The 21944-nt window shown below is 50.4% G+C and carries 22 protein-coding genes; 13 read left to right on the top strand and 9 right to left on the bottom strand.

The window, feature by feature from the left end:
- Positions 1-26: 26 nt before the first annotated feature.
- Both ACMHXE_RS11380 and mutM read left to right on the top strand, forming a co-directional pair.
- Entirely contained in the window at positions 27-485 is a 459-nt protein-coding gene (locus ACMHXE_RS11380) for a hypothetical protein (protein WP_101053244.1), read from the top strand.
- 16 nt (positions 486-501) lie between these two features.
- Entirely contained in the window at positions 502-1317 is an 816-nt protein-coding gene (mutM, locus tag ACMHXE_RS11385) for a bifunctional DNA-formamidopyrimidine glycosylase/DNA-(apurinic or apyrimidinic site) lyase (RefSeq protein ID WP_045283807.1), read from the top strand.
- Between the two features lie 7 nt (positions 1318-1324).
- Here mutM and ACMHXE_RS11390 read toward each other — a convergent pair whose 3' ends face one another.
- The 5 genes from ACMHXE_RS11390 to coaD form a co-directional block, all read right to left on the bottom strand.
- A complete protein-coding gene (locus ACMHXE_RS11390) occupies positions 1325-3046 on the bottom strand; it encodes an ArnT family glycosyltransferase (protein WP_101053246.1) in 1722 nt (573 codons plus the stop codon).
- On the bottom strand, positions 3046-3720 hold the full coding sequence (locus ACMHXE_RS11395; protein ID WP_071475709.1) for a TVP38/TMEM64 family protein: 675 nt from the start codon (positions 3718-3720) through the stop codon (positions 3046-3048). Before ACMHXE_RS11395 ends, ACMHXE_RS11390 begins: the two co-directional genes overlap by 1 nt.
- A gap of 1 nt (position 3721) precedes the next feature.
- Positions 3722-4453: a glycosyltransferase family 2 protein gene (locus ACMHXE_RS11400; protein WP_101053311.1), complete on the bottom strand. Its 732-nt coding sequence runs from the start codon at positions 4451-4453 to the stop codon at positions 3722-3724.
- Positions 4454-4652: 199 nt separating this feature from the next.
- Complete coding sequence (locus tag ACMHXE_RS11405; RefSeq protein ID WP_101053248.1) at positions 4653-6146, bottom strand: capsule assembly Wzi family protein; 1494 nt, start codon at positions 6144-6146, stop codon at positions 4653-4655.
- Between the two features lie 5 nt (positions 6147-6151).
- A complete protein-coding gene (gene coaD / locus ACMHXE_RS11410) occupies positions 6152-6643 on the bottom strand; it encodes a pantetheine-phosphate adenylyltransferase (protein ID WP_101053250.1) in 492 nt (163 codons plus the stop codon).
- A gap of 313 nt (positions 6644-6956) precedes the next feature.
- Here coaD and ACMHXE_RS11415 point away from each other — a divergent pair, with 313 nt between their 5' ends.
- From ACMHXE_RS11415 to ACMHXE_RS11435, 5 genes are read left to right on the top strand one after another with little or no spacing between them, the layout of a single operon-like run.
- A complete protein-coding gene (locus ACMHXE_RS11415) occupies positions 6957-7991 on the top strand; it encodes a glycosyltransferase family 9 protein (protein WP_101053252.1) in 1035 nt (344 codons plus the stop codon).
- 51 nt (positions 7992-8042) lie between these two features.
- Positions 8043-8996 carry an ADP-glyceromanno-heptose 6-epimerase gene (rfaD, locus tag ACMHXE_RS11420; RefSeq protein WP_101053254.1) on the top strand — a complete coding sequence of 318 codons (954 nt, stop codon included), beginning with the start codon at positions 8043-8045 and terminating at the stop codon, positions 8994-8996.
- A 25-nt stretch (positions 8997-9021) separates the two neighbouring features.
- Positions 9022-9882 carry a glycosyltransferase gene (locus ACMHXE_RS11425; RefSeq protein WP_224866810.1) on the top strand — a complete coding sequence of 287 codons (861 nt, stop codon included), beginning with the start codon at positions 9022-9024 and terminating at the stop codon, positions 9880-9882.
- Between the two features lie 17 nt (positions 9883-9899).
- The gene (locus ACMHXE_RS11430) at positions 9900-10676 is read left to right on the top strand and encodes a glycosyltransferase family 25 protein (RefSeq protein WP_101053256.1); all 777 of its coding nucleotides are present in this window, start codon (positions 9900-9902) and stop codon (positions 10674-10676) included.
- Positions 10677-10684: 8 nt separating this feature from the next.
- A complete protein-coding gene (locus ACMHXE_RS11435) occupies positions 10685-11830 on the top strand; it encodes a glycosyltransferase family 9 protein (RefSeq protein ID WP_101053258.1) in 1146 nt (381 codons plus the stop codon).
- Between the two features lie 173 nt (positions 11831-12003).
- Here the strand turns inward: ACMHXE_RS11435 and ACMHXE_RS11440 are convergent, their stop codons facing one another.
- The 3 genes from ACMHXE_RS11440 to ACMHXE_RS11450 all read right to left on the bottom strand — a co-directional run bounded on the left by ACMHXE_RS11440 (position 12004) and on the right by ACMHXE_RS11450 (position 15371).
- Positions 12004-13104, bottom strand: coding sequence for a glycosyltransferase (locus ACMHXE_RS11440; RefSeq protein ID WP_101053260.1), 1101 nt, complete (start codon positions 13102-13104; stop codon positions 12004-12006).
- Positions 13097-14170 carry a glycosyltransferase family 9 protein gene (locus ACMHXE_RS11445; protein ID WP_229839740.1) on the bottom strand — a complete coding sequence of 358 codons (1074 nt, stop codon included), beginning with the start codon at positions 14168-14170 and terminating at the stop codon, positions 13097-13099. The genes ACMHXE_RS11440 and ACMHXE_RS11445 overlap by 8 nt, the downstream gene beginning before the upstream one ends.
- A gap of 154 nt (positions 14171-14324) precedes the next feature.
- On the bottom strand, positions 14325-15371 hold the full coding sequence (locus ACMHXE_RS11450) for a glycosyltransferase family 9 protein (RefSeq protein WP_101053264.1): 1047 nt from the start codon (positions 15369-15371) through the stop codon (positions 14325-14327).
- Positions 15372-15456: 85 nt separating this feature from the next.
- On the opposite strand from ACMHXE_RS11450, the gene ACMHXE_RS11455 reads away from it, so the two are divergent.
- Positions 15457-16179: a 3-deoxy-D-manno-octulosonic acid kinase gene (locus ACMHXE_RS11455; protein ID WP_101053266.1), complete on the top strand. Its 723-nt coding sequence runs from the start codon at positions 15457-15459 to the stop codon at positions 16177-16179.
- Here ACMHXE_RS11455 and waaA read toward each other — a convergent pair.
- Entirely contained in the window at positions 16149-17429 is a 1281-nt protein-coding gene (waaA, locus tag ACMHXE_RS11460; protein WP_101053268.1) for a lipid IV(A) 3-deoxy-D-manno-octulosonic acid transferase, read from the bottom strand. The two genes, ACMHXE_RS11455 and waaA, sit on opposite strands and share 31 nt — an antisense overlap.
- A gap of 119 nt (positions 17430-17548) precedes the next feature.
- On the opposite strand from waaA, the gene ACMHXE_RS11465 reads away from it, so the two are divergent.
- The 5 genes from ACMHXE_RS11465 (at position 17549) to glpG (ending at position 21909) form a co-directional block, all read left to right on the top strand.
- Positions 17549-18193 carry a TetR/AcrR family transcriptional regulator gene (locus ACMHXE_RS11465; RefSeq protein WP_101053270.1) on the top strand — a complete coding sequence of 215 codons (645 nt, stop codon included), beginning with the start codon at positions 17549-17551 and terminating at the stop codon, positions 18191-18193.
- Between the two features lie 255 nt (positions 18194-18448).
- Positions 18449-19642 (top strand): glycine C-acetyltransferase, encoded by a 1194-nt coding sequence (locus tag ACMHXE_RS11470; protein ID WP_101053272.1) that lies wholly within the window; start codon positions 18449-18451, stop codon positions 19640-19642.
- 23 nt (positions 19643-19665) lie between these two features.
- Positions 19666-20691, top strand: a complete 1026-nt coding sequence (tdh, locus tag ACMHXE_RS11475) for an L-threonine 3-dehydrogenase (protein WP_101053274.1) — start codon at positions 19666-19668, stop codon at positions 20689-20691.
- 78 nt (positions 20692-20769) lie between these two features.
- Complete coding sequence (gene glpE, locus ACMHXE_RS11480) at positions 20770-21072, top strand: thiosulfate sulfurtransferase GlpE (protein ID WP_025888989.1); 303 nt, start codon at positions 20770-20772, stop codon at positions 21070-21072.
- A gap of 3 nt (positions 21073-21075) precedes the next feature.
- Complete coding sequence (glpG, locus tag ACMHXE_RS11485; protein WP_101053276.1) at positions 21076-21909, top strand: rhomboid family intramembrane serine protease GlpG; 834 nt, start codon at positions 21076-21078, stop codon at positions 21907-21909.
- Positions 21910-21944: the final 35 nt, after the last annotated feature.

Genomic DNA, 21944 nt, shown 5'->3' on the forward strand with positions numbered 1-21944 from the left:
TCGACCTCAACCAAACATTCTTGCCCATGGCACTGACCCGCAAACAGTGGAATAACATCATTATTCTGGCCTCCATCCTGATGGTGTCGGTACTGACCTTGCTGGATAAACGCATGAACTCAGTGCCCGATACCCGCGAACTGTTTGACAGCCATACTGAACTGCAGCAGCTGCAACTGGGCGGGATCTGGTTGGCACAGGCCGCCAATGGCCAATGGCAGTGTGATCCCAAGGTGCTCAATTGCGCCGACTGGAGTCAAGCCTGGCTCAGTATTCGGGTATCACCATTAGCCAGTAAGCCTGAACTCACCCAAGATGAGCGGCCACGAGAGTTGCTGTTGAAAGTCAGCGGTGCTGCCGAGCCACAACTTTGGCTGTTCTACCCCCATCAGGGACTGCTTAAATCTGCCGCCGGGAACTGGTATCTTATTCCCCCTAGCCTCAGAAGTGGTGTTATACCTCTGCTGAGTGTATCCACAAGCTGATAGAGCAGAAAGCCTTATGCCAGAATTGCCGGAAGTGGAAGTGACCCGCCTCGGGGTTGCGCCGTATCTTGTTGATCAGACCGTCAGTAACCTTATCGTTCGTAATCCTTCACTGCGTTGGCCGGTACCCGAAACGGCCCGCAATATCATAGGACAGACCATCAGAGCCGTGCGCCGCCGCGCCAAATACCTACTGCTGGATACAGATGCAGGTACCTGCATAGTGCATCTGGGGATGTCCGGCAGCCTGCGGATTTTGCCCCGTAGCACACCGGCGGAGAAACACGATCATATAGATCTGGAGCTGGAAAACGGCCGGGTGCTGAGGTTCAACGATCCGCGCAGATTCGGTGCCTGGCTCTGGTGCGAGTTGCCGGAAACGGCACATCCGCTGCTGGCCAAACTGGGCCCCGAACCTTTAACGGATGCCTTCAATGTCGAGCAACTGCACGCGGCGCTCAAAGGCAAGAAGAAGGCGATAAAACTTTGTCTGATGGACAATGCCATTGTGGTGGGTGTCGGTAATATCTATGCCAACGAAGCCCTGTTTGCCGCCGGGATCCACCCGCAGGCCGAGGCCGGTAAAGTAGATAAAGAGCGGCTGACAGTGCTGGTCGCCGAGATAAAGCTGATCCTGGCTCAGGCCATCAAACAGGGCGGCACCACACTGAAAGATTTCACCAATGCCGAAGGTAAACCGGGTTACTTTGCCCAGAAGCTGCACGTCTATGGCCGCGGTGGGGAAACCTGTACCCAATGTGGCCATATGTTATCCGAAATACGCCTGGGACAGCGCACCACAGTGTTTTGCAGCCTGTGCCAAACGCGCTGACTCAAGACTATTCCCGCATCCACTGTCCCGGATGCGGCGTGTAGTAACTGACCATGGTCTTGGGTTCCTGACACTCGGGTAAACTCGCCGATGCCGCCAGCAAATACCAATCTTGCCTGTGAGCCGAGCCCATGTTCTGACCCTTACTCAAATCAAAGCATTCAAGGGTTACCCACCCAGGAACCAGGAGATAACGTTGTTTACCTTGTTGCAGCCACTGCCAGGCCCGGCGCTCCTGCTCGGCGGTGGATGCCAAATAGCTAAAATGGGTAATACTTATGGGAGAAAACAGAATAAACTGCTCCTTGAAGCGGATCAGCCCAAGCTCGGCTTCCTCACCTATCACCTCGGCAGTATGCTGCATCAAGGCCTTGGGAGTACGTATTTCATCGAGTAAAAGATAGCCCCAGGTACTGACCAGAAGCCATCCCAGGATAGTTACAGCGCCAGCCCTGAACAGCGAAGGCTGCTTCCTTAACCACCAAATCAAAATTAGCCAGGAGGAACCGAGCACCATAAACAGATAGCCGATACCTGTGAGATCATCGGTATAGTCCGCCAACCTCTCGAGCAATTTGGGATGGTGCAGCAATGCCAGCACGCCTAAAGTCAGCAGCCCCCCCCCCAACAACCACAGCAAGGCGGAAACCAAGCGCTCAAACCACAGACACAACTGTGCCTTCTGCAGTGCAGCCGCAATGGCCAGCGCGGCCATAGGCAGTGCCGGCAAAATATAGAGGTTGCGCTTGCCGGGGCTGATACTGAAAAATACCACCACCAACAAGACCCATAACAGCAAGACGGCAATGCCTGGATCTGCCTTAATAGCTGCCCAGAGTCGCTTTCCGTAAGCCAATGCCAATAAAGGCAGTGGGAACCAGAGCCAGGGAATGACACTGAAAACAAAGAAATACCAAGGCTTGATATGATCCCAGGCATTAACGTAACGCTCACCCGTCTGCTTAAACAGAATATTGTTCATGTAAGCCAGGTGCTCCGGGCTCGCGGATGCTTGAACCGTCAGTATCATGGGAACCAACCAGAGCGCAATTACGGCTAGCATAACAACCGGCCCCAATAGCGCCCGCCAGCGCCAGCTCTCTCGCCATAAGCCTCGTTGCCAGCTGTAAAATGCCAACGGCAACAGCAACAGCAGAGGCAGAAAGCCAACCCCCTTGGTGATAACCCCCAACCCCATAAAGCCCCAGGCGGCGAAATACCAGCCCCAACTCGGCCCTTTGAGGAAATGGCGCAATAGACCATAACACCCTAAAGTAACCCAGCACATCACCATGGCATCTATCTGGGCATTCTTGGCCTGCATCAAAAATTGCGGCACCAATAGCAGCAGCAGAGCGGCATTGCGCCCGGTGCGAACATTCCAAAGTCTGGCGCCCAGATCGTAGACCAGCATCACTGTCAACAAACCACACAGAGCATTGGGCAGCAAGAAAGCCAGCTTGAGATCACCAATCAAGGCGTAGCAAAGTGCTATGGCCCACATGAAAACCGGCGGTTTATCAGGATAAAATTCGCCGCCGCGACTGGGAAACAACCACTGACCGCTACTGACCATTTCTCTGGCGACTTCGACAAATCTGGGTTCGTCAGCAGGCCAGGGAGAGCGGAATCCAATTCCCAGCAACATAATAAACAGGGTCAGCCAGAACAATGCCCAAAACACCCTGGTGTAACTATCACTGTCAAAGTAGCTACGCAGCCAATTCATCAAAGCTCCTGTTTATCTGTGACCAAATCATCCACCTGACGACTCAGGCGATTACGGTAAAGGTAAGTTCCTATAAAGCTGGAAAGCAGCAAGAGCACCAGACTGATGCCAAGTTGATACTGATCAGACAAACCCAAACCGGCCCCGGCATAGGCAAAGATCAGCATCTGCGGTAAATAACCAATGAAACTGCCAAGCAAAAAACCGCCGACAGGAACCCGGGTTGCCCCGGCGAAAAGATTAGTCAACAGGTTACTGCCCACAGGTAACAGCCTGATCATTAATACTTTGAGCCAGGTGCGATGGATGATCATCCGTTCAAAACGTTGCAGCCGTATACCAAAACGTTTTTGCAAGAATTCGCGTACCGTCAAGCGGGCGCAGTAAAAGCTGAGAAGGCAACCCGCCAAGGCGGCAAAAGTAGAAAACAGGGCGCCAACAGCCCCCCCCAGAGCAAAACCGAAGACAAAGGCAATGATCTGTCTTGGCCCCCCCACGGCAGTAAACAGGGTGCCCACAGCAAACAGTAACGCCAGTCCACCACTCCCTTGGCGCTGAATAAAGTTGGCAACCCAATTACTGTCGGTGAGATGCTCAAACCAGCCTGCCTGAACGGCCAACATCAGCCCAAGCAAGACAGAGAGCAACAACAGTGTCTTTAGCAAACGCTTCAACTTAATCCCGGCGGCTGTGTTCAATGCTGTCTATCTCGGCAATTTTGGCCCGGCGGATCAACCACATCACCCCCAAGATGTCGACGATTCCCACCCAGAGTCGATTCCAAGCAGTATATTTTGAAATACCGGCTTGTCTGTCTCTGTGATTAACCACGGAAATGCGCACATCTCCCCCCATGCGGCGGATAAGCGCCGGAATATACCTGTGCATATGGTTGAAATAGGGAAGTTTCAGAAAACTGGCTCGTGGAAACAGTTTAAGGCCACAGCCGGTATCCGGAACGCCATCGTGCAACAAAGCATCGCGTACCCGGTTGGCAAAACGGGATTGAAAGCGTTTCCAAGCTGTGTCTTTACGGTGTTTTCGATAACCTGCGATACAAAAATCAGCACTGCTCATTTGCGGGATAAGCCGGATCATAGCGGGGATATCGGCAGGATCATTCTGCCCATCGGCGTCCAGCGTCACTATATATTCCCCCTTGGCCTCGCGCACTCCCGTGCAGATAGCCGTGCTCTGGCCTGTACTGCGTTTATGACGGATAACTCTGGCATCACAGCCATTTTGCTCTACGGTTTGTAACACTTCTTCAGCAGTGTTATCGCTGCTGCCATCATCCACAACCAGAATTTCAAATGGAATTGTACTTGCCAAGGCCTGACAGATTTCGTTAATGAGAGGGCCTATATTGCCGGCTTCGTCTTTGGCGGGTATTACGACTGAAATCAAAAATAAGCTCCCGGGATACTGACCTAAAAACAGTTCAAGCCTATGAAACATAGGCATGAACTGCAGCATAGAAGTCGTTTCTTAAGGCTAAATTATGTCAACGCCGCTTTTTACGCAACCATTAAACCCAACATTGATAACATTCCGGTTACAGGCATAAAAAAAGCCGGCTAAGCCGGCTTGGGGAAGATGTTATTTCTCAGAATCTGTATTCGTAACTGCCAAATAGGCTGGCATCGGTATCGTTATCAGTATCGAATTCCGAACGGGAAGCGGTTCCCCCAAAAGTCATCATTCCCTTCAGCAAGGGCATTCGATAGCTGAGCTCCAACATCAATAGGTCTTCCTTGGCAGGCTGAGGTGCCCAACCATGAGCAGGAGACTTGCCGTCTTTATTGAGTTGAGCATAGCGCAGGTAAGCGTTGATGCCGTGGCTGTCGGCAAATTGCCCCACCAAGCCCAACACATAAACCTTGGCATCGCTGTCATAGGTGGAGCCCAAAGAACGTTGATAGTAACGTGAACCACTCAGGTAAGTGCTATGTTCATAGAAACAGTTAAACACATTAGGGTCGCTGCCACAGGCTACCATTGTATCCGTATACTCGAAGAACAGCTTATATTGTTGCTGCGCCAGGTTGAAGCGGGTATCAGCACCCACCAGCATGGCACAGTCGGCAATCTGCCATGGCGCCGAACCGCTGGAGTCTTCACAGGTGCGCTCCAGATAAAGGCCGAAAGGCACGTTAAACAGAGTGTCGGCATAACGAATATCGAAGCCCGCCATCTGGTTGCCCACCTTGGAATTCATAGAAGGGTCGCAGCTAGCTTCTCCATCGGCACACTCGGTCCCCCCTGAAATAGCATCCCAGAACGAACTAAGATCACAATCCTGGCCTTCACCACAAAATTGCGTGGTCCAGGAAAGGCCTATTTCCAACTGTTTGAAGGGTCTGACACTGCCGCGCATATTCCACAGCAGGGTATCTTCAATGGCCCTGTCGTCGTTCATCCAGCTGATGCCGGTAGTCAAGGTCCACGGGCCAATCCAGGATAACCAAGGGGTTTCAAAGCCAGCGGCATTGTTGCGACTGAGCATCACAGACGGCATGGGCCTGGCATTATTTGATTTATGCAAGGCCGAATCAAACCCTGGGCCCCACCACTGCTGCACAGTGCCTGCGGTCACTATCCAATTGCCCAGTACCACAGCCATGTAGGAATCATCCAGACGGGCGTTCTCATCATCCTGAGCATCATATGCCCCGGTTCCTGCAACCTTGAAGGCAAAACGTTCTCCGACATATTCATAGGAGGCACTCAGTTGTCCCTCCTCACGATAGTCAGAACCAAAATGTTGAAACCTGGCAGCATCGGTTGCCGCCGTTGCCTTGATGGCCGCATTACCGCGACTGTCTATCGCCTGACGATAGTAAAAATTCACCCTGGAAAAGGCGTCGGTCAACGCCGGGGTCAGGGTGGCCGGCTCAACTTTGGCCAAGTCGGCACCGATACCTGCCCACATCAAGGGATAGGTATTGACCGGAACCGTGATTACCCCGGCATCGGCCAGCGCTTGTATATCGGCTCTTAAATAAATGTCAGAACTATCAACCCAAGGCGCCGCTTGACTCATAGTACTCATTCCCAGGCCAATGCCCAGTACCAAGCTTTTGTACAAAAAACTTCTCATTGAAATTAACTTCCTTGCTTTTTGATTCGGGTAACCAAGGCCTTGGCAACATCCGGATGAACAAATTGACTGACATCGCCCCCGTGCAGCGCGACTTCCTTGACCAAGGTCGATGAAATAAAAGAGTTTTCTTCTGCCGGAGTCAAAAAGACACTCTCCAGTTCAGGGTGGAGCCGACGATTCATATTGGCCAGTTGGAACTCATATTCGAAATCAGACACAGCGCGCAGCCCACGAACCAACACATTGGCACTCTGTTCTTTGGCAAAGTCCACCAGTAGCCCGGTAAAGCCAACCACCTCGACATTGTCCAGATGTGAGGTCACCTTGTTGAGCATGGCGACCCTTTCTTCCAGAGTAAAACAAGGCTGCTTCGATGGACTGGCCGCCACACCTATCACCAAGTGAGAAAATAGCGCAGCGGCACGTTGGATAAGATCCGTATGCCCATTGGTGACAGGGTCGAATGTTCCGGGATAGATGGCTTTCGTGTACATGACTCTCTGCCCTAAGTTGATGGTGTAATCGCGCCTAGTTTACCGAGTTCTCTCCCAGGATTGAACCATTGACATCGAATCGGTGTGGTTAATCCTTAACAACGGTTGTACCCAGGAGAGTCTGAGTTCAAGGCATTTAGCGACCCATGCAAATCTTTCAGACGAAACCTGATTATGAAAGACGAAAACACAGATCTATGGAGTTTAAATTGGTATACTGACACGCCTTTTTTCGTGAGTGATCCATTGATGTTCGCGAGGATGTAGACATCAATGGACCACTTAAGTTTTTACAATGAGTTGATTTTTTCATATGTTAAAAAGAGTATTGGTCATCAAACACGATAAAATTGGCGACTTTGTCCTCATGTGGCCTGCACTGTATTTACTCAGGCATGCTTTACCGCAAGCCAGTATTGAAATGTTTGTCTCTCCAGCCGTAAAGCCATTTGCTGAAGTATGCCCTTATGTTGACCATGTCATTGTCGATAACGGCAATGACGAAGAGATTGGCGAAGCCATCACCGCCAGGCAATATGACGCAATTCTCATCTCTCAATCCGAATACCGTATCTACAAAATCTTACGTCACATAGATGTTGCCTATAAACTCGCTCCTAAGCATAACTGGTACCAATATCTCTATAAACATAGAGCCAACGTTCAGTATCGTAAGGGAGAGCCCTGTTGGCGTGGAGCTTGCCTACTGGTAGAGCACTTCCTTAATCACTTTGGATACAGTATCCCAGCACTTCCCAAACAATATTGGGATAAGCAAGCCGTGCGAGACAAATGGCAAGCCTATTACGAACATTCTGCAGGTGAAAAGTTAATCTTTGCTCATCCGGGTACAGGCGGGTCATCCGGTGCGCTCGCCCCAAAGGACTTTGCCTACCTATTAACACAGATAAACGCCAATACTAAAATCGACTGTAAGTTTGTACTCACCTTCAACGGTGACGAAGAAGCATTAGCGCAAATAATCAATAAAGATTTACAAGCTAATGGAGTCAAAGTGGTAATGGCTAAACCTTTAGCCGGCCTTGCCGACTTTGCCGAATCACTGGTCGCTGCCGACATGTTTATCGCAGGTTCAACAGGCCCTTTACATATCGCAGGGCTTCATGATGTGCCAACTGTAGGGTTTTACGCTGGGAGGCGTTCAGCGCCCAAGATTCGCTGGCAAACTTTGACCCAGAGCCACAAGCGTCTAGCCTTTACTCCACCGATAGGCAAAAAAACTGGCCGAAATATGGCACTAATCGATTTTGACGCTGCGGCACAGGAAATTGCACAGTTTCTAGATACCTTTTATGGTGAGCCCCAACCACTCACCTCGGATTTATAACATTTAGCGACTCAAAATTGATATGAGTCACACGAAAATTGGAAAATACTTATGATAGTAGTCACAGGTGCCGCAGGCTTTATTGGAAGCAACTTAGTTAAAGCGCTCAATAACTTAGGACGTAGTGATATTATTGCCGTAGATGACCTGACCGACGGCACCAAGATGTTTAATCTCGCCGACTGTGAAATCGCCGATTATCTGGATAAAGCAGACTTCATCGAACAGATAACCCAAGGACAATTCGATAACAAGGTTGAAGTGATCTTCCATCAAGGCGCCTGTTCGTCGACCACAGAGTGGGACGGCAAGTTTATGATGGCTAACAACTACGAGTATTCCAAAACCCTGCTCCACTTTTGTGAGCGTACCGGCAGCCAGTTTATCTATGCATCTTCGGCCTCTGTTTACGGCGGCAGCGATAAGTTTGTCGAGCAGCGGGAGCTGGAAAAGCCGCTCAACGTCTATGCCTACTCCAAGTTCCTCTTCGATCAATATGTCAGGCAACATAGCTTCACGACTCAAGTGGCCGGACTACGTTACTTCAACGTTTATGGACCAAGAGAACAACATAAGGGCGGCATGGCTAGCGTAGCCTTCCACTTCAACAATCAGATCAAGGCGAATGGCATCTGCCGCCTATTTCAGGGCCACGACGGCTTCGAAGATGGTAAACAACTGAGAGACTTCGTGTATGTCGAAGATGTAGTCAAGGTCAACCTCTGGCTATGGCAAAATCCGAGTGTCTCAGGGGTGTACAACTGTGGTACGGGTCAAGCACAGAGCTTCAACGATGTGGCCAATGCGGTGATCGCTTATCACGGTAAGGGGGAAATCGAATATATTCCTTTCCCGGATAAGCTCAAAGGCGCCTATCAAAGCTATACCCAGGCGGATCTCACTCGGCTTAGGGCTGCTGGATATACTCAGGCCTTTAAAACAGTCGAGCAAGGAGTACCCGAGTATCTGGACTGGCTGGCCGCGCAACACTTTATCGGTCAGTAATTAAGCCTTGAGGAGCCCATTTGTAATGAAAGACAATCAATTGAAAACAGCTATTTTTACGCTTGCTATTGGTGATGAAAATCCCATGTACCGTGCCGCGTTACTCAGTTTCGAAAGATATGCCGAAAAAGTCGGTGCTGATCTTATCGTTTCAAAGGAGCTCCATTACCCAATCACCATCACAAATCCAAAACATACCGCCAGCCCTGCATGGACAGAGAAGTTATATATCAAGGAGTTATTGAAAAAATACGATAGGGTACTGTACCTGGATGCCGATATCATTATTACTCCAGATGCTGACAACATTTTTGAAGTTTATAATGAACTAGATACTATTTATCTATTTAATGAAGGACAGTTGCTAGAACGTCAACCTGTGATAGACAAAATCTCTGCGATCATGGGTGAAATAAAAGACTGGCCAAAAGTAAATGGACGCCCTGTCTACTATAACCTAGGCTGCATGCTAATTTCACGCCAATGTCCGGTATTTGATATTGCCTCATTATCTGATCTTCAGAAACTTTGTAATCACATAAAGTACTATGAACAAACTTATGTAAATTACCTGATACAACGTGATAAGCTCAAAAATAAAAGCATATCTTCACGGTTTAACCGCATGGATGTTTTAGGGGCAGAAAATTATAAACAAGCCAGCTTCATCCATTATGCTGGTAGAGGCTATACTAACTCTTCTTTAAAACGTGAAGTCAGATTTGTAAACGACTTCTGCGACATATTTGCTAACCAAATAGATGCTGACATTTTAAAAGAAATAAAAAGTGACGGCTGGGACTTGTTTATCGACAAAGCACATAAGCGTTATAAGCTACCGAGAACGATCATCAGTGCCTTGGCTAAAGCCTTCGTCACCATTTAAGGAAATAGCTAAAACTCATGATGAAGTATAAGGTTTTCGTTATCAATCTAGCCCGCTCTACTGAGCGGATGGCCCGCATTTCCGAGCAACTCAATCGTGTTGGAGTCCCCTTCGAACGCATAGAAGGTGTTGATGGCAACCTACTAACAGATGAAGAAATTGAACAGGTTTCTCCTGCCAAATTAGTGCAAAAAAACTATTACAGGGCGCTAAGTAAAGGAGAGGTCGGTTGCAGTCTTAGCCACAAAAAAGCATGGCAAAAAATTATCGATGATGACTTGGATTTTGCCTTCATCCTTGAGGATGACATCTACCTAGAAGACAATTTCTCCGAAGTGGTCGACTTAATGCGAAACCTACCCACAAAAGAATGGGATTTCATTAAGCTTTATCCACTCCGCAAAGGTGGCCAGAGTAATATTAGGAATGCTTATACTTACCATAAGCACAAATTTATTAGCTATCATAAGTTTCCAATTAGCGCTGTAGCACAGGTAGTGAGTAAAAAAGGAGCGAAAGCACTTATCAAAAACATGCCTTATGTGGTACAGCCAGTTGATGGGCACCTAAAATCCTGGTGGACGCTAGGTATTTATCCTTTTGGACTCATCCCATACTGCGTTTCAGTCGATCTGACGGGCCTATCGGACATCAACCCTCATGGGGGGCTTGAAAAGATGAAGCAACGTAAATTAACCAAGCTATATCTTAACTGGCAACGTGCCCTGGCGCGGCTTTTTGCAACGCCTAAGCTTGACAAAAAATTCACACAGTTTACCAACTATCTAAAATAGAGATTCTTGTGTCTGTCATAATTGAACATTCAAGCATACTGAAAGCTAAACGTGTCTTGTACATGACACACTTGGCCATTGGTGACTTTGTCTACCAAGGTGTTTGGTTACGCGCCTTTAAAGCAAAATACCCTCATCTTAGTATCGATATCTGGTTTGATGACTGTCGCAGTAAGCCCCACGATTGGGCCAAAGGCCGCAACAAAATTCTATCGGAATGGATAAATGCAATAGGGGATTTCGACGACGTCTATCCCATAGTGAGCAATTTGAATCAACGTCAAGCAGCAATCCAAGCCGCTCGAGAAAAAAACTACGATATCATCATTTTCGTAGGGAAGAATCGTAGCGAACAATTTGCAAAGATTGCACGTCAAATCTCATCGACAGCCGTAGTTGTCGCCACCATGAACTACACCCTAAGAAATCTATTTAGCAGTAAAATCCATGCTGGCAAACTCGATGGTATTCTCAACTACCGTGATATAGCTAAAAAAAGCTCACATGTTACAGAGTTCTATGGTCATTGCTTTAATCAATTTCTAGGATTAGATACCAAAGATCTCATTAACGGCAACAAACAACTCGATATTAATATTAGTCCAGAATATCAATCTAGTGTCCAACCCGTGATAACCTCACTCACACAGGGTGACTCAAATAAACTCATTATTTTTATCAATCACCTATCAACGGCGACGAAAAAAGACTACCCTTGGCCTCAAGTGAAACAACTGATCCAGCTTCTGAATTCAAAATATGCCAACCTGGTATTCATAGTCAACACACCGCCAGATAAGCTTGAATCTGTCACTGCAGAGATAAGAGCAGATAGAGATTTAAATCCAAAACAGATCACGACTTTTACTGCACTGAATAATTTCTTTGAGCTTCCAGCTATCATAGGTCTTTGCGATCTAATTATAAGCGTAGATACAGCTACTGCTCATCTCGCTGTATGTATGTCTAAGCCTCAAGTAACTCTAATGGCCAGCGACTTTAAGCTCTGGCAACCACTGGGGGATAGCATCATCCTTGAAGGTACAGGTAAAGCAAGCTCTATTGCCCCACACCAAGTCGCAAATGCAGTGGAAAAGCAAATCCTAAACTTCTATGGTGAAACAGAAAAATTTCAGCCTTTAATCAACAATTGAGCATATGTTGAACATAAATCTAGGCAGGGAAAACTTTATAAAGCATTATTTATTAATGCTTTATATTTAGCCCACCAACAACGAGGCTGTAATATCAGGGCTTGTAAAACGATTAAACAAGCAAGAACTTAAGTAAGTAGGCTGCAAGTAGTGAAAGTTCTATTCCATTACCCTTAAGAGGACTCACAGAGGCTCAGATAATCGGCAACAATTTTGTCGATAGTCACCTGCGTAAGGATCTGACTGTCGGCAAAAGGCGGATAATACTCCAAGGCTTGCTCCAACTTCTGACTTAAAGCCTTACTATCCCGTCTTGGCACCAGATATTTAGCCAATTCACCCGTTAAAATCTCATCAGGTCCATGGGGGCAGTCGGTACTGATCACAGGTGTGCCGCACAATAACCCCTCGACCAGGACATTACCAAAGCCTTCATAATCGGAACTTAGCACTAATAGGCGCGCCGCCTTTATCCAGGGAAAGGGGTTGGCCTGAAACCCGGGACAGATGATGCGATCGGCCACGCCGTATTTTCTGGCCAGTTTCATCGCCTTCTTGGGATTGTTACAAAGCAGCACCAGCGGCAAAGGCTTATGCATCTTGGCAAGAGCCTGAAATAGTATGTCATGACGTTTTTGCCGTGCGACACGACCAACATGGATCAGATAGTCCCCCTTGGGAATATCCGGGTGTTCCTCTGCAGCCTTTGCCCTTATCGCTTCTATATCGAATGGATTATATATAGTACGCATACTGCGGGGAGAAATTCGCCCGCTCTGGCGAATTTCCTGAGCGATCCCCTTGGAGACTGTGATCAACGCCTGGCCGTTCAGTGCCAGCTTGGTTCTGAGCATTGCAAGGTAAGCTAATAGTCCGAGTTTACGCTCACGCTTCAACTCCTCTTCAATAGAGTTATGCACCACAATATAGAGCGGTGATACGCCGGCACGAGTTAGCAATAAATTGCTCTTGTCCAAATTAGACAAAATAAGGTCAAAACCACCATAAGTCTGTTCGAGTTCATCGAACCATTGCTTTACCCTGGCAACCGAGCGACCCAACCGCCACCAGGCAATGATATGCCGCTCACCTTCATCGAAGCAGACATGCAAGGGAATTTCCTCAGGGACTGCATAATCATAATGAGGGGTCAGCACCAAAAGATGCGGCTCATGTCCCAAACGTTTCAGTTCAGTCGCCAGGGTTAAGACTATCTTCTCTGCACCGCCACCGGCGAGGCTGTCTATAGCTAAGCCGATCCGTTTACTACTCATAATCAAGCCCCAATAGTCGCGCAATCTCCATTATGCAGATATCCAACCCCTTGGCCTCCCCCTCTTTATCCATATTGGCAACTAACTGCGCTACAGTTTGTGGTTCCAACAGGCGCTGTACCTGAGTACACATGGTATCGGTCTCGATATCGCTGCTGATGGCTAAGCCCCGCTGCACACAGCTATCAATCCGCTTGGGTTGATCCTTGGAAACAGCCACAGCCAACGTTGGCACCTTAAGAGCTATCGCCTGCAGCAGGGTATCGCCACCGCTTAGCACAGCGCCCACTGCGCCATCAAGCAGGTTGATAAACTCCACGCTGGAGAGCCGATCTATACTCACTACACCCTCTAACCTAGGCAGAGGTTTAGGATAATTAGGGCCAAACACCATGACGCTGGGTATTCCCATCTTTTGATAACAGATCTGCGCCACTTGGGCAAAACGCTCAGCCGCCAGAGTTGCGCCGACATAATGACCGCCAGAACCTGCGCTATAGAGGAGATAGCCCTTGGGATTTAAGCTATATTCTTGCTGCAACTGCTGTTGCAACACTTTATCGGGTCGAGCGAAGATAGGACCGGTAAAGATGGGCTCGGCCCGCTTAATCAGGTTTAACTTAAAGCGATCGAAACGACTAATATCGCCAATCACAAACTCAGGCTGTACCACCCAATGACTGTCAGTGACCAATGCCCGCACAAGCTTCATGCCACGAGCACGTTTGCGTTTGTGTTGGCTGATAAAAACTACCTTGGCACCGCTGCGATAAGCATGTTTCAGCTGTGCCTTACGTCCTGCGGCATCGAAGACCACTAAATCAGGCTTTAACTTTGAGATCAACTGGTTCACCTCTTTCACTCGCTTGGTGGGAGTGTCGTCAACCAGATGCGTTGGATAGGGGCAATACTTGGCATAGGGGGCGCGACTGTTAAGCACAAATTCAATCTGTGCTCCGGGCCAACGCTGCATGATCTCGTCGGCCACTATGGTGGAACGCATATATTCACCTATTCCCTCTTCACAGGAGACAGGTACAAACAGAAATTTTGGCGCCACGGACATCGACATTATCCCTAAAATAAAATGGAAAAACCCCATCCTCCCTCATTGCATCACTCAACTGATGTTTGTCAGCAGATGAGCCCATCAAGCCTGAAGTTTACCATTAATCAGAAGCTCCTTACTATTGACCGGAGTATTGTTGTGGATCGCTTGATTAAGTGCTTTCGCTTGCTGGCAACAGACGATCCAATTGGGCAATTACAGGAGCCACCGGGATCATCTCCATCAGATGCGCGCCTTTGGCGCGTGTACCCCAGGGAACCTCACCTGGATATTGCAAGGCAATTACCTCATCATAGACACTGACCACGCTATCCAAACAGGTATAAGGCCCAGTGCGTCCAGGATTGGAGTGGGCGTATAGGCCGATCACCGGTGTTCCTTGGGTTACAGCCATATGAGCAGGACCGGTATCCGGCGCCAGGACTATGCTCGCCTGTTTCAAAAGCGCCAAAAGCTGCGTCAGCGAAGTCTTACCCACCTGGTTTTCGATGCGCGCATCGCCATGTTCAAGAATGGCCTCGGCAAGCTGATACTCCATAGGAGCGGGACCGCCGCAAAGCAACACACGATACCCCTTTCCCAGCGCATGATTGGCTACTTGAGCATAACGTTCTGGCAACCAATTTCGCTCTGCCTTACTGGCGGCAGCGCAAATAATCAGTGCCTTATCCCCATCAGGGATCAACTGACAGGCAAACTCAGTATCGGCAGGGGGCACAGGAATGTTCCACTTAGGCTGAAGATCTGTCACCCCCAAAGCCTTAGCGAAGCCCATAAAGCCTTCCAATACATGGGGTGTGGCCAACGGAGCCACCTGTTCATTGGTCACCAACCATTGTCCCTCTTTGGCCCTGGCCCGGTCAAACCCTATGCGCACCTTGGCGGGGATCATCAATGAGGCTATGGTAGCCCGCAGCGCCACCTGCATGTGCAACAGCACATCGAAACGACGCCCCTTGAGCGCCCGCCGCAGATTGAAGTAACTCTTCCAGCCTTGGCCTTTGTCGAACACCACAAACTCCACCCCGGGCAGGTGTTTGAGCAGTTGATATTCTATCTTACCTATCACCCAGGTGATGGCCAGTTGCGGATACTGACGCTGAATCGCCTGCACCATGGCGACGGCATGGCAAACATCACCAATCGCCGACAGGCGCAGCAAACAGAGAGATTGAATTTTCGCTGGGTCAAGACTCATGGACAGAATCGGCTTCTTGGGTGCAAACCCCAGATCTTAATGTAGAATAGACCCAGGTTCCAAGCTTATAACGAACAAATAGCCGATGCAGATTAAAAATACCGCCAAGGGTTGCCTGGCGCTGAGTCATGCCGCCCCACAAGCCCTGGATGAAACCTGGTTTGACGAGTCTTTTTGGCGGCAACAGCAAGCGATTGTCGGCTCATCCAAGGGGCGTTACACCACCTGGTTTGTCGAGCATGGGAAACAGCAGTGGGTATTGCGCCACTATTGGCGCGGCGGCCTGATGGAAAAGTTCAGCAAAGATGCCTACCTATTCACCGGCGTCCCCAAGACCCGTGCTGTAGCAGAACTGGCGCTCTTGGAGCAACTCTTTGAAGAAGGTTTACCTGTGCCCGAGCCAATTGCCGCCAAAGTGGAACGCTTCGGTCTCTGGTATCGGGCCGATATTCTGATCCGCCGCATTCATGGTGCCGAGGATCTGGTGGCTCTGCTGCAAAAACAGGCCATGTCGCGCCCTCAGTGGCAACAACTCGGCGCCTTGATTGGCCGTTTCCATCAGCGTGGTGTCTACCATGCCGATCTCAACGCCAAGAATATTCTCAGCAGCGACCAGGGCTTTTATCTGATTGATTTTGACCGAGGAGAGCTGCGAACCCCGGCCGACGGTTGGCAACAGGCCAATCTCAGTAGGCTGTTGCGTTCCTTCAACAAAGAAAAACGCAAACAGCCCGAGCTGCAATTTACCGAAGATAACTGGCAGTGGCTGCTGGAAGGCTACCGCGGCTCAGCTGACAACAAAGCCTGAGCCAACCGCAATTGCTTCTGCAGTGCTCCTCTGTTGCTGCTGACCACTTCCAAGCCGGCTTGGGCGGCACGATGTCTCGCGTTGCTGTCCTGCAACAGTGCCGTTATGCCACTCGCCAGCGAGGCGGCATCCTCAACTTGCAGCAAGGCCCCGGCATCTTGCAACATGCAGGTTATCTCGGCAAAGTCCCAATGATGGGGGCCGACAAAGACCGGCAAGCCCAAGGCCGCCGGCTCCAGCGGATTATGCCCGCCATTGGTAATCAAGGTGCCGCCGACAAAGGCCAGATCGCCGCAGGCATATAACCCCAGTAACTCCCCCATGGTATCCCCGAGCAGCACCTGAGTCCCGGCAGCTAGCTCATGACCACTGCTGCGCCGCACATAGGCAAACCCAGCCTGCTTGATTGCCGTGGCGGCATTATCGAACTGCTCCGGGTGTCTCGGTACCATGATCAACAAAGCCTCAGGCCACAGCGCCAGCAAGCGTTTATGGCACTCCAGCATGGCGGCAAACTCCCCAGGATGAACACTGCCGGCAACCCATACCGGGGACGGGGACGAGGCGCGCCCCCACAACTGCCTTTCGCCTCTGGCCTTAGTTATCTTGTGCTGATCCAGCTGCAGGTCGAACTTAAGGCTGCCGCACACACTCAACTTGTCGCTGGCAACGCCGAGAGCGATAAAGCGTTCGGCCTCGGCTTGAGTCTGCACGGCCACCTTATCCAGCAGTTGCAACATGGGCAGGCTAAGCCCGGCCCACTTTTGGTATTTGGCGGCCGACTTGGCCGACAACCTGGCATTGGCCAGCATGATGCCGGCACCCTGTTTTTTGGCCTGATGCAGTAAGTTGGGCCAGAGTTCAGTTTCCATCACAATCAGGTTTGCAGGCTTGAGCCTGTTTAGAAAACGCCGCACACACCAGGGAAGATCGAACGGCAGATAACAATGCTGCACTGTGTCACCAAATGCCTTATTCACCTCACGGGAACCTGTGGGACTGGTGGTCGTTACCGTGACAGATAGATCAGGGTTGGCTTGCATCAATGCCTTGATCAGCGGCACAGCTGCCAAGGTTTCCCCCATGGAAACAGTATGGATCAACAGGTCTGTCGGTTTGGCCTTGAACAAGCCGAATCGTTCACCCCACCGGCCACGGTAATCCGGGCTTTTCAAGGCCCTAAATGCCAGATACAGCAGTAAGAGTGGCGACAACAGATACAGCAAGAGTGAGTAACGACTAAGGTTCATTGGCGGGATAATTGAGTTTTGCCTGATGGATTGTCACAATGCTAGCATAATACCCGAAGCAGCATAACCAAGAGCCATTCGCCGGATTGCGGATGATGCCGCAACCATTTAGGACTCAGATGAAAACCCGCGATAAAATCATCCAGGCCAGCCTGGAACTCTTCAACGAACACGGCGAGCGCTCCATCACCACCAATCATATCGCGGCCCATCTGGGAATAAGCCCAGGCAATCTCTATTACCACTTCCGCAACAAGGAAGACATTATTCGTTGTATTTTCGACCAGTATGAAAATCATCTGGACCTGGGGTTTCAACCCTATGAAGACAGGCAAGTCGATGTCGAGTTGTTGATTGGCTATTTCGATGCCATGTTTTATACCCTGTGGCAATTTCGCTTTATGTACGCCAACCTGGCCGACATCCTCAGCCGCGATGAGGCCTTGAAAAAGCGCTATCTGGAAGCCCAGCAAAAGGTGTTGACCCGCTCTAGTCACGTACTGCAACAGTTGTGTCAGGATGGCTTTCTGCAGCTGGAGCAAGACAAGATCTCCAGCCTGGCCGATACCATCAAGATGATAGTCAGCTTCTGGATCAGCTATCAGCTGACCCAATCCAGCATAGCCAATATCACCAAGTCTTCACTCTATGAAGGCCTGCTCAGGGTGCTGATGATCTTTAAAGCCTACGCCACCCCCAGTTCCACCTCGACCTTCGAGCGTCTGGAGCAGCACTACCAAACTTTAGCCCACCAGCAAGACTAACCCTACTGTCTTTGGTCTTTGGTCTTTGGTCTTTGGTCTTTGGTCTTTGGTCTTTGGTCTTTGGTCTTTGGCATCTGTCATTCAGATGCCTTTCTCCTTCTCGGATTCCCTAGTTTTTCTCATCTGAAATAAGCACTAGCCCTAATCTGATTTATCCCTGCCGACCCAGCTCAAAAAAGAGTGTTGAGCCATTGGCTTTAGGGTTAAAATGCCACCACTCCAATAAACAGAATAATCCAATCAAGGAGACTTAAGGTGGCATCTACCTCATTCTACGATCAGATCAACCAACAGCTTGCTGACGTCAAGGCCGAAGGCCTGTACAAGAGCGAACGTGTAATAGTTTCTCCACAGCAACCGGCCATTCGCGTCAATGAAGCAGAAGTTATCAACTTTTGCGCCAACAACTACCTGGGGCTGGCCAATCATCCTGAATTGATCAAGGCGGCGCAGGCCGGATTGGCAGACCATGGCTTTGGCATGGCCTCGGTACGTTTTATTTGCGGAACCCAGGATATTCACAAACAACTGGAAGCCAATCTATCCGAGTTTCTCGGCATGGAAGATACCATCCTTTACTCCTCCTGCTTTGATGCCAACACAGGTCTGTTTGAAACCCTGCTGGGCCCGGAAGATGCCATAGTGTCGGATGCCCTGAACCACGCTTCTATCATTGACGGTGTTCGCCTGTGTAAGGCCAAGCGTTTCCGCTACGCCAACAATGATATGGCCGATCTGGAAACCCAACTGATCGCCGCCCGCGATGCCGGTGCCCGCCATATCTTGATAGCGACAGATGGAGTGTTTTCCATGGATGGGGTTATTGCCAACCTCAAGGGTATCTGTGACCTCGCCGACCAATACGGCGCTCTGGTCATGGTCGATGACTCCCACGCCGTTGGCTTTATCGGCCAGAACGGCCGCGGCACCCACGAATATTGCGATGTGATGGGGCGCGTCGACATCATCACAGGCACCTTGGGTAAGGCGCTGGGCGGCGCTTCCGGCGGCTTTACCGCGGCCCGTAAAGAAGTCGTCGATTGGCTGCGTCAGCGTTCACGTCCTTACCTGTTCTCCAATTCACTGGCGCCTTCCATCGTCAGCGCCTCGATTCGGGTGCTGCAGATGCTCAAAGAGGGCCAGGAACTGCGCGAAGCGGTATGGGAAAACAGCCGTTATTTCCGTGAAAAAATGGCTGCAGCCGGATTCACCCTGGCCGGAGCCGACCACGCCATAGTGCCGGTCATGCTGGGTGATGCCAAGTTGGCCAGTGACTTCGCCAACCGCCTGTTGCAGGAAAATATCTATGTTATCGGCTTCTCCTTCCCGGTTGTACCCAAGGGACAGGCCCGTATCCGTACCCAGATGTCGGCGGCTCATAGCCGTGAACAGCTGGACAAGGCCATCGAAGCCTTCACCCGAATCGGCAAGGAGATGGGTATCATCTGATACCTATCCCATGGAGTAACATAATGAAAGCACTGAGCAAACTCAAGCCTGAACAAGGCATCTGGATGGTAGACGCGCCCAAGCCAGAAATGGGCCATAACGATCTGCTGATCAAGATCCGCAAGACCGCCATCTGTGGTACCGATGTGCATATCTACAACTGGGATGAGTGGTCACAAAAGACCATCCCGGTTCCTATGGTTGTCGGCCATGAATATGTCGGCGAAGTGGTGGATATGGGCCAGGAAGTGCGTGGCTTCAATATTGGTGACCGGGTGTCAGGCGAAGGCCATATCACCTGTGGTCACTGTCGCAATTGCCGTGGTGGCCGTACCCATTTGTGCCGCAACACTGTGGGTGTTGGGGTTAACCGCGAAGGCGCCTTCGCCGAATACCTGGTGATCCCGGCCTTCAACGCCTTCAAGATCCCCGATGATATCAGCGACGATCTGGCCGCTATCTTCGACCCCTTCGGCAACGCGGTACACACTGCGCTGTCGTTCGATCTCGTCGGTGAAGATGTGCTGATCACCGGAGCCGGCCCCATAGGCATTATGGCCGCCGCGGTTTGCCGCCATGTCGGTGCGCGCCACGTGGTAGTTACGGATGTCAACGAGTACCGTCTGGAGTTGGCCCGTAAACTGGGGGCGACCCGAGCCGTCAATGTGGCCAAGGAAAAACTCGAAGACGTAATGAGCGAACTCAACATGACAGAGGGCTTCGATGTCGGCCTGGAAATGTCCGGTGTGCCGTCAGCCTTCCACTCCATGCTGGATACCATGAACCACGGTGGCAAAATTGCCATGTTGGGGATCCCGGGTGGCGATATGGCGATAGACTGGAGCAAGGTCATCTTCAAGGGTTTGGTGATAAAGGGCATCTATGGCCGGGAAATGTTTGAAACCTGGTACAAAATGGCCAGCCTGATCCAGTCCGGATTGGATATTGCACCTATTATCACTCACCATTACAAAGTAGATGACTTCCAGCAGGGCTTTGATGCCATGCGTTCGGGTCAATCCGGCAAAGTCATTCTCAGCTGGGATTGATCCCCAAACAGGGCGCTGTACTCATGCAGCGCCCTGATGCACACTGTTAATAAGCACTACCTCTTTTACAGGCAAACTATGTCCAGTTACCAACACCTTTCTGTCGTTCAACTCCAGCAAATGATGGCCGAAGATGCCGAGCTGCAGATAGTCGATATCCGCGATCCGGCCAGTTTCGAGACGGCCCATATTCCCGGCGCCGTTCGCCTCGGTAATGACAATCTGGCCGACTATCTCAGGGACGCCGATATGGATAAGCCCTTGGTGGTTTGCTGTTATCATGGCATCAGCAGCCAAAGTGCCGCGGAATATCTGCAACATCAAGGATTCGATGAGGTCTACAGCCTTGATGGCGGTTTCGCTGCCTGGCCGAGGGACTGAGACATGGAAATCGGCCGCCTCCCCAACGAACGCGCCGCCCAGGCGCTGGTAGACTACCTCAAGGGTGAAGGGATCCCCTGTCGCATCACACATCTGGAACAGGGGGTGGCCATCCATGTTATTGAGGACACAGACCAAGCCAAGGGGCGCAAAGCATTTCTCGACTTTGTCCAGGATCCGTTAAACCCCAAGTACTTGCAGGCCTCTTGGGATCATGGCGACAACCGAATCCGCTTTGACTATGGCGCGCCATCGCTGCAACTGCTGAGTCAATTTATTACCGGCGCCGGACCGCTGACGCTGATCATTCTACTGGTCTGCATAGCTATCTTCGCAGCCATGAACCTGGGCTACGGCAATCAGGTTTTCGAAGCCCTGGCTTTCTTCGGCGCCACTTCGGATGCCGGTTTCAGCCAATTCTGGCGCTTATTTACCCCGAGCCTACTGCACTTCTCGGCGCTGCATATCACCTTTAACCTGCTCTGGTGGTGGGTCTTGGGTGGCAAAATAGAAAACCGTATCGGCATTGCGCCACTGCTGACTCTACTGCTGGTCGCCGGCACTTTGCCCAATATAGTGCAGTACTATCTCAGTGGCCCCAACTTCGGCGGTCTTTCCGGGGTTGTATATGGCCTGGTGGGTTATACCTGGGTCAGCGGCCGCATGAGCCCAGAGAAAGGCATAGGCCTGCCACCGGCCATGATGGGCTTTATGCTGCTGTGGCTGGTACTTGGCTTTATGGATGTGTTTGGCCTTTCGATAGCCAACGGCGCGCATCTAGGCGGGCTCTTGGTCGGGCTGGCCCAAGGCTGGCTCGACAACCGCAAGAAAAGCTAATCCTATGTGGCTCAGGTTTGTACACGCCAAAGTCA

Source organism: Shewanella sp. BJSY2023SW007 (genome assembly GCF_047314525.1).
Classification (GTDB): domain Bacteria; phylum Pseudomonadota; class Gammaproteobacteria; order Enterobacterales; family Shewanellaceae; genus Shewanella; species Shewanella chilikensis.

Coding starts and splice junctions, on each gene's coding strand:
- ACMHXE_RS11450 (WP_101053264.1), bottom strand. CDS start 15,371: ATGAGTCTTGACCCAGCGAAAATTCAATCTCTCTGTTTGCTGCGCCTG.
- ACMHXE_RS11445 (WP_229839740.1), bottom strand. CDS start 14,170: ATGTCCGTGGCGCCAAAATTTCTGTTTGTACCTGTCTCCTGTGAAGAG.
- ACMHXE_RS11425 (WP_224866810.1), top strand. CDS start 9,022: ATGAAAGACAATCAATTGAAAACAGCTATTTTTACGCTTGCTATTGGT.
- ACMHXE_RS11390 (WP_101053246.1), bottom strand. CDS start 3,046: ATGAATTGGCTGCGTAGCTACTTTGACAGTGATAGTTACACCAGGGTG.
- waaA (WP_101053268.1), bottom strand. CDS start 17,429: ATGAACCTTAGTCGTTACTCACTCTTGCTGTATCTGTTGTCGCCACTC.
- glpG (WP_101053276.1), top strand. CDS start 21,076: ATGGAAATCGGCCGCCTCCCCAACGAACGCGCCGCCCAGGCGCTGGTA.
- ACMHXE_RS11465 (WP_101053270.1), top strand. CDS start 17,549: ATGAAAACCCGCGATAAAATCATCCAGGCCAGCCTGGAACTCTTCAAC.
- mutM (WP_045283807.1), top strand. CDS start 502: ATGCCAGAATTGCCGGAAGTGGAAGTGACCCGCCTCGGGGTTGCGCCG.
- coaD (WP_101053250.1), bottom strand. CDS start 6,643: ATGTACACGAAAGCCATCTATCCCGGAACATTCGACCCTGTCACCAAT.
- ACMHXE_RS11380 (WP_101053244.1), top strand. CDS start 27: ATGGCACTGACCCGCAAACAGTGGAATAACATCATTATTCTGGCCTCC.
- ACMHXE_RS11430 (WP_101053256.1), top strand. CDS start 9,900: ATGATGAAGTATAAGGTTTTCGTTATCAATCTAGCCCGCTCTACTGAG.
- ACMHXE_RS11440 (WP_101053260.1), bottom strand. CDS start 13,104: ATGAGTAGTAAACGGATCGGCTTAGCTATAGACAGCCTCGCCGGTGGC.
- glpE (WP_025888989.1), top strand. CDS start 20,770: ATGTCCAGTTACCAACACCTTTCTGTCGTTCAACTCCAGCAAATGATG.
- ACMHXE_RS11415 (WP_101053252.1), top strand. CDS start 6,957: ATGTTAAAAAGAGTATTGGTCATCAAACACGATAAAATTGGCGACTTT.
- rfaD (WP_101053254.1), top strand. CDS start 8,043: ATGATAGTAGTCACAGGTGCCGCAGGCTTTATTGGAAGCAACTTAGTT.
- ACMHXE_RS11455 (WP_101053266.1), top strand. CDS start 15,457: ATGCAGATTAAAAATACCGCCAAGGGTTGCCTGGCGCTGAGTCATGCC.
- tdh (WP_101053274.1), top strand. CDS start 19,666: ATGAAAGCACTGAGCAAACTCAAGCCTGAACAAGGCATCTGGATGGTA.
- ACMHXE_RS11405 (WP_101053248.1), bottom strand. CDS start 6,146: ATGAGAAGTTTTTTGTACAAAAGCTTGGTACTGGGCATTGGCCTGGGA.